At 37.1% G+C, this 8,288-nt stretch carries 3 protein-coding genes; all 3 read right to left on the minus strand.

Annotated elements, in window-relative coordinates; all coding sequences use genetic code 11:
• Positions 1 to 80 precede the first annotated feature (80 nt).
• Entirely contained in the window at positions 81 to 806 is a 726-nt protein-coding gene (locus tag CN946_RS06115; RefSeq protein ID WP_286133834.1) for an N-acetylmuramoyl-L-alanine amidase family protein, read from the minus strand.
• Positions 807 to 1,103: 297 nt separating this feature from the next.
• Positions 1,104 to 5,282, minus strand: coding sequence for a S8 family serine peptidase (locus CN946_RS06120; RefSeq protein WP_098860330.1), 4,179 nt, complete (start codon positions 5,280 to 5,282; stop codon positions 1,104 to 1,106).
• A 716-nt stretch (positions 5,283 to 5,998) separates the two neighbouring features.
• A partial coding sequence (locus CN946_RS06125) for a PA domain-containing protein (protein WP_141546865.1) occupies positions 5,999 to 8,288 on the minus strand: 2,290 nt, incomplete at its 5' end.

Consider the following 8,288-nt stretch of genomic DNA (forward strand, 5'->3'; position numbering starts at 1 on the left):
AGCATATATTATTTTCCTCGTATGTGCTAATTGATTTCTTTCCATCTTTTTATTTTTCTCTGTCCTGATTACGATTTTTTCTAGTTTAAATAATCGACCATCCCATCAACGATTGAGTTTGTTGTCTTTGTTTGAAATTCTTCTGAATTCATTCGTGCTTCATCGGTTGAATTCGAAATATATCCAAGTTCAAGTAAGATGCTTGGTCTCGGGTTTTCTCTTAATACATAGTAATCACCAAAACTTCCCCCTCGATCTCGTGCATCCAAACCATTAGTAAAAATATGATTATGCATTAATCTAGCTATTGGCTCGTCCACTATTTTATTATAATAAGTTGTAATACCTTCGACTTCATTCGTAAAAAAGGCATCAAAATGGATACTAACAAATAGGTCTGCATTACTTTCTTCAGCAATTTCCACTCGATCCTCAAGTGATATTTTTACATCATCATTACGCGTTAAAATAACTTTAGCGTCAGTACGATTCTCTAGCTCATTTTGTATATTTTTGGCCATTGTTAATGTTACATCATTTTCATTCGTTCCGTTTTGTCCACTTGCACCTATATCTCTTCCACCATGACCTGCATCAATGACAATTGTTTTACCAGCTAATATCTTCGCAGAAGATGTATTTACTCTCATTCTATTTTCAGTTGATGATTGAGCTGTATTTTCTTTATTTTTTATTAGTCCATTATCTTTATGTTTAATGATAAATACTAATATCATAATTGATATAATTAAAAATAAGAAGGTTTTTGAATCGAATGTACGCCTGAAAAACGATACGCTTTCCAAATAATCGCACTCGATTCAGAATATACTCTCTATGAAAATGGACAATCACTATTAAAAGTGGTTTAAGAAGAATAATGTAGAAACATTTATTTAGTCATTCATCAACCTATCAATCGCTGATCAGATGCTATACTGATGCTGTTTGAACCCAGAGCGATTGATTTCAAAAGTAATAAAAAAAACCTTAACCCAATAAAATACAGGGCCAAGGCTACTAAAATCCTATTTAATTACTATTTATTTACTGAATTAATCCATAAAATGGTTCTTCATTTGATTATAGAAACTAGATTAGGATTATTTTAATCCTAACTCACTTAATACAGTATCCAATGAAGCACCTTTATATGAAGTTTTCGCTTTAGGTGGATTTGGAACTGTACTATTTTGTAATCCATAGTTCTTAATAAGAAGATTCATATCCTTTTTATCAACAACTCCATCGAAGTTCAAATCTGCACCTGATTTATTAGTTCCCCAATAAGTTTGTAGAGATAATGCATCCATTATATCAATTACATTATCTTTATTTACATCCCCAGCTTTAGGTTGAGTGGAAAAAGTTCTGTCCACTCCGATTAATTCTCCACGAGCGTCATCTGATAGCACAAACGTCTTATACATCGTAAAATGACCTGGTGCATCTACTTTTAGTGTATAAGCATTTTTATCAACTTTCATTCCATCTACAATGTAGTTTCCATTTTTTTCTGGCGTAGCCTCAAAAACAGTTTTACCATCATATGACGTTACGGATACTTTTGCACCAATTTTGGAATTATCAAACGCGAAATTCTGTTGGCCTGTTAAAGGATCCATCGTTCCTTCTAAATTCAAGTTACCCTTTATCCTTGAATATGTGTTTTTCATATTAACACTATCCATATAAGTATATACATTATTTGTTACTGCATTTGATTGATCAATTGTAGTTCCAGCCATTTCCATTCCATACCAGTAGACAGGGAAAGCTGACTTTGGTGCATAATGTTTAGCTGTATTTAAATCGAAATTAACTAATTGTATATCTTCTGGCAATGCTTTATTTCCTAAATAATTAAAAGTAATTGTATATTTCGTATAAACATCATCAGATGTTGATGTTACAGATACTTGTGCATCCCCATATTGTTTAACTGCATCACTTACAACAACATTATTAATTGTAGCTAAGTCACCATTGTCTTTTAAAACTGGAATTGTAATCTTTGATGTTTTTAGGTTTTTAATATTATTTGAACGAATCGAATAATTTATAGTATCTCCGGTTGAAGCGACTTGTTTATTTGCTTTTAAGTAATAGTAAGGGTAAGTATTAGAAACAAAAGCTACCCTTAGCATTGACGAAGAACCTGAAGTGAAGTTTCTTGCAGCATCATAAGCATAAAACTGAACTTTTAAAGGTGTAGACCTTTTTTGTACTAGTATTTGATCGTTATAATCTCCATTTTTATCAGTGTTAATAGCTGGATTTGATAGTGGACTATCGTAAAACGAAACCACTGCATTGCTTGATTGATCAATTGGAAATCCAAGACGATTAGCATCAGCCACTTCTGGGTCATTTACATTAATATTGAAATCATATAAATATTCTCCATTTGAATCGAATTGACTATCATCATATTCAATAACTTTTTGATCTAACGAATCAAAACTCGAAGTCATTGTTGGTTTGTCTTTTTCAAAGATGAAATCCGCTACTTTTGTAAATACTTTCCCCTGATCATTTGTTCCAATCAGTTTTAATTTATAGTTACCTGTTTTTGCATAAACATAATCACTGCTAATCGGATTTTTCGGATCACCTGTCAACGGATAATAACCCCCAGTGAATCCAGCAGCATTAGCATAAACTGTGTTTTCATTCAATGTTCGAGGATCATAAGACCCTAAGAAACCAATATCTTGACCTGTTGAATCTTGTAATACTACATCTAAAGTCTTCATAAAAGACTTTAATGAGAATTGATAACCTTGGTATGGAAAGGCTTTTTCTGGCCACGTTGTATCACCAGAATACATTTGATATCGCACTGTAAGTGTATCAATCCCTTCATTAATAACACGTCCGCCAAATGGAATTTGATACGTTTCGGTTGGATCTGCATTATTTGTAAAGACGATATATCCCTCATATGTTCCTTTTTCGGCTGTTTTCGGAATGTTCAAGTCAAATTTAATTGATTTTTGACTAATTCCGTTTAATTTAACCGAAGTTGGACCTGTTAAGGTCACTCCATTTTGAGCTGCATCTTTAGAACCTCTTAATCCTGTTTGGAATTTAACATTTACACTAAATGTTTTTGCTTTTTCACTTCTATTTTTCAATGTAATATTACGTGAATCATAAATATCTTGGTCATCAAATCCATATGAACCAAAACTGATTCCACCCGTTAATTCTTTGATTAACTTTTGTTTTCCATTGATAATTGTAGGTGTTTTATCCACTACTTCAAATTCGACATTCGAATGAATTGCCTCATATGCATCAACTCGCCCACTACCCATTTCAAATACACTATAATTTTTTGAAAGTGGATCAGCTGTATTCATTAAAATTGATTTAATGTCTTCAGGCTGGAGGCTCTTATTGGATTGTAATAGTAATGCTGAAACACCTGCCACATAAGGTGTTGCCATCGATGTACCTGATAAGCGTTCATAAGCATACTTGTAGTCTTCCGCTTTTGATCCATCAACCGTTTTATTATTTATATAAAATGGAACGGTTGAAAGGATTGATACTCCAGGTGCGACAACCTCTGGTTTAATATCAAAATTAACACGAGAAGGTCCTCTTGAACTAAAACTAGCTAATTCGTCCGCAGCTGTTTTTAACTTTGTAAAATCACCAAACGTGAAGCTTGTTTGACCAGCTTTCATAGCTGTTAGGATTGCTTTTCCATCTGTGTTTGATACTGAAAATGCTGGGACTGCATCAACTGATTCACCTAAGAATGACTGAATAGCTCCTTCAGCTGCGTTTGTCTCGTCATTATACATAATGACTCCAATCGCACCTTTTGCTTTTGCATTTTTGATTTTGTCAATTAATCCAATGGATCCACGTTTTATGAATGCGATTTTTCCGTTTACATCTTTCCCATTGAAATCAGCTGGATTAGCTAGTCCAACATCAACAAGTTGATATGTTTTCCCTTTTAATGTTGTTAAATCATCTGAATAGTTTCTTGCCAATTGCCTTAATGAATAATTCATACCATTTTGTACACCTGCATATTGATAAATATCAAGTGAGATTGATGATGCACCAACAGTTAGTGCTAAAGCTGCAGCAGCTGGTGAACCTAGCGTATAACTTTTATCGCCACTATTCCCCGCTGCAACAACAGTTGTTACTCCACTTAATACTGCATTGTTTACAGCAATTGAAGTTGCATATAATGGATCATTAAGTGTATTGCCTAGAGACATATTAATAACATCCATGCCATCCTTCACAGCTCGATCAATTGCAGCAATAATGTTTTCCGTTGATCCAGAACCGTATGGTCCAAGCGCTCGATATGAGTATAGATCTGCTTCAGGTGCCGCTCCAACGGTTTTAAACTCACTATCTGCAACCCCACGCCCACCGATAATTCCTGCTACATGTGTACCATGTTCTGTATAGTATGCACTTCCATTACTAGTTTCAGGTTTACCTGATTTTTTCCAATCAGCGTAGGTCGTCTCCATTGGATCATTATCATTACCTACAAAATCATATCCACCTTTAAAGGCATCCTTTAAGTCTGGATGATGGTAATCCATTCCTGTATCTATTATCCCTACTTTAATTCCTTTTCCTGTAAATCCTTCTGCATGTAAACGATCTAGACCATCATACGGTGTATAATTCGCAACATTTGCTTCATCCTTTTTTAATTGGTCATTATCACTAGCAGGCGGATCAATCGAAAAAGTTGTATTGCTCCAAACTGATTTTACTACTTTTGATTTTAATAGGTTTTTAATTTGATTAGCTGGCAGACTCATTGAAACACCATTAAAGGCATTTTTATAGGATCGATTAATCTTATAGTCTACTTTTATATTATTGTCGTCTGTTAATAATTGTTTGACATCTGTATTGAATGTAGTATGATCTTGATCAATTAAATTCGATGCATCTTTCTCAGATAATTGTTGACCCTCTACATTTGCTTCAATTTGTGCGACTTTGACAGGCTTATTTACAAACTCAATAATGACGGATGTTTGTTTCGTAGAATTTAAATCTGTATCTGAAGAAATTTGAAGTCCTGTTGATTCATTTGTAGTCATCTGGTTGAGTGCTGCTCTTTGTTCTGGTGTTAAATTAGCAAGTAAACTTTCAACATTCGTATTTCCAACTGCTTTGGTAACATTTGATACATGTCCAAGTGAACCTAAAATAAAACTAGATGATAGAGCAAATACAGCTAAGCTTTTCACGACCTTACTATTGTTGTTTGCTTTTTTCCCCATTTTCTTCCTCCAAGTCTCTGTCTTTTTATTACAAATGTAGTGCAATGAATTACGAAACAATGATTCTAATCGGTTTTAAGTATTTATTTAGAATTCATTTATTTTCATTGATTTATTACAATTACATAAGTACTTACAATTATTAAAGAGATTTGGAGTCGTGTAAATTGGGGAAATTATCCTAAATACATGATTCAAAATTCGCTTTTTCTCATCAGTTTTTTTAAAAAAAATTGTCGTTAAGATGCATTTTATGTAGACTTTTCAATTAAACGCCAATATTACGTTACATATTTTGTCAAAAAGTGATGAATGAAGGGAGTCTAAATTTGGGGGATTATTGCACATTACTATTAAATACTGTTGATTTAGTATAAAATATTTTTTCAATATTTTTATTTAGTAGCTCTCTTTGGGGTATTTTTCAAAGTTGAAGTCAGTGTAGGATTAAGAGTAGGAGATACATAGTTTTTACCAGTCAATATGTACTGTGATACAAAATCTATAAAGTCATCAACCTAACGAACATTATAGTTATTGTCAAATGGGAGAAATTCCATAGAAATTCTAACGAGTTTTTGTTCAATCCCCTAAAAATAAATGTAAATTAGATAAAATTTAAGGAGTATTTTATATTATTTGTTTAAAAAAATAACCCTTTATTCCAAATGGAATAAAGGGTTATTTACATAGTAGCTTTTTATATAAAGCGACTGTTAGCGTACAGCGTAGGTCTTAATAATAGTTTGTTCGATCTGGCTGCCATTAGCGTCCCATGCTTTGATGCGAAGCGAAACGTAGCCAGAAGCTGGGTTTTTCACCCACACTTTGTAATGGCCATCTTTCCTGTCATCTACCTTTGTGTTGCTCCAAGTGCTGCCGTCGTCAGTGGATACTGCGACCTCGACCCCTTTAATGTCTGCGGTAGCACCTGATTGAGTTACGAATGATAGATCGAAGTGATCAGTAATGCCACCTTTTGCCTTGTTTTCATTATCCAGGCCAATGTCATACCTCGGCCACAATAGCGCAAGGTTTTCTTGCCCATCTGTTGGTCGCTGGGACTTGAATGTCCAAGCTGTGCTGGTCGTTGTAGCCAGAGAGAACCCGAACCATTCTGGGTGCGATGTGTCCGCCGTGATCTTATAGGTTGCCGGGTTTGAGCTGACCTCAAACATACTATGATTTTGGGCCGATGACTGAGAAAGGAGTTTCCCGTCTTGATACATCCGCCAAGTGATCAAGTCTTTCCCATTTGTAAACAAGCCGTAGTGCCCCGGCTCACTATCACCGTTATCACTCATGTTAAGGTTTAAGATGTCTCCCTCGCGATACGCCCAGGTATTCTCCGGTCCAGATGGAGCGTTCGCCGCGCCCATCCAAGTCTCTTCTTTCTTGTCGCCCGGCGAGTAGATGCGATATGCGTCCTTCATGTTACGTGAAATATCAGTAACGTCTGGATAGTACTGATGGGCCCATCTCATAATCTTCATATCGGTTTTGTTGCCTGTGGAGTACCAATCTTCTCGGTCCGGTGTTTGTTTCTCAAATTTATCCAAGACCGCCACGAAGCCACCTTCGTCCTTACGTAATGCCACGGCCCAGTCGCCAGTCTTCAGCCAGCCATTTGGCATGCGGTAGTGAGCCTTCACTACGGTAGAGTTTTCTTCTGTCACCGCGTCGACAGGGTTATCCGGAATTTCGCCATTAATCATCGACGCATAATTGTACAAGTACGGACTGCTGGCGATTCCATGCAGCTTGATCCAGGTAGGACCATTGGCGATTCTGTTGAGGAGCTCTTCTCCGTCGTTTTGGCCAAGAGTATAGGCCGGGATGACAACATTGTCAATTGTAAATACACCTAGAATGTACCTCTCCCCATTGTTATTGACGACGATCACTCCCGCTGCGCCAGCATTCATCACTGCTTTTACTTGGTCTCTCGGATTCTGTTTCAAATCGCGGGTGACGACCGCTAGCTTGCCATGGATGTCTATGCCGCTGAGATCCGCAGGCAGTGCCACGCCGACGTTGACCGCTTGGAGTGTCTTATCGCCGTCCAACTTATGCGCAAAGGTCACTGGCACAAGCGGAATCGACTCGTTCTTATTGTTATCATAGGTTGCCTTGATTGCAGGGGCGTAGTTACGAGAATGAAAGTTGAACTCGAACTGACCAACATTATTTGGCGCCTTGACTGGCAACACGTAGGCGGGAGTTTCGCCATTAAAATTCCTCATGTAGTCAACTCCGCCGTGGTTTGAGTCAATCCGCTCGCGGACTCCGAATTTCCAAGCGTGCTTTTCGGACTCCTTAGGCGTTGTAACTTTTACCTCCTTGGCTAATCGAGCATCAAACGTGATCTCTTGGTTCTCCTTACTCTTTAGCTCGATCATAGGCACTGAGGCTAGGGTATAGTTCTGAGCTATTCCGGCCTTGTCATTTGTGTATAGTGTACTAATTACAGCGTAACGTCCCGGCTGCAAGGATAATTTGGTCATCCCGCTGATACTAGGAGTGACCTGTTTACCAGCCATCGTGTCAAGGTTGAACCACACTAAATCGCCTCCAGCCGGTTTTCCGTTGCGATCGATCTCATTAATATTTAAATCAACTAAATCTTGTATTGTTGCACCAATGGTCGTGTTAATGATTTTACCGTCACTTGAAGTAGCTTTAACCACTGCTTGATAATCGCCACTTTTAACGCCAAGTGCTGGATTAAATGTTACATTCATCGCACTGCTACCATGTGCTGGGACAGTGACCACTGACTGGCTGAGTTTAAACATTCCAGAAGGAGCTGCTGTTAAATCCTCTGCCAAGGCTGTCATTGCGAGATTCAATGTGATAGCACTGTCGGATGGGTTGACATACTTATATGTCTTTACGATAGGCTGAGTATTAGCAAACCCCACTCCCATACTGACAACTGCAGGACTGCTATAGACGTTAGCATCTAATGCTTTCGAAATATCTACACGTCCGCCACCCTGTTGATAA

It is taken from the genome of Bacillus sp. AFS053548 (assembly GCF_002575105.1).
Classification (GTDB): Bacteria; Bacillota; Bacilli; order Bacillales; family Bacillaceae_G; genus Gottfriedia.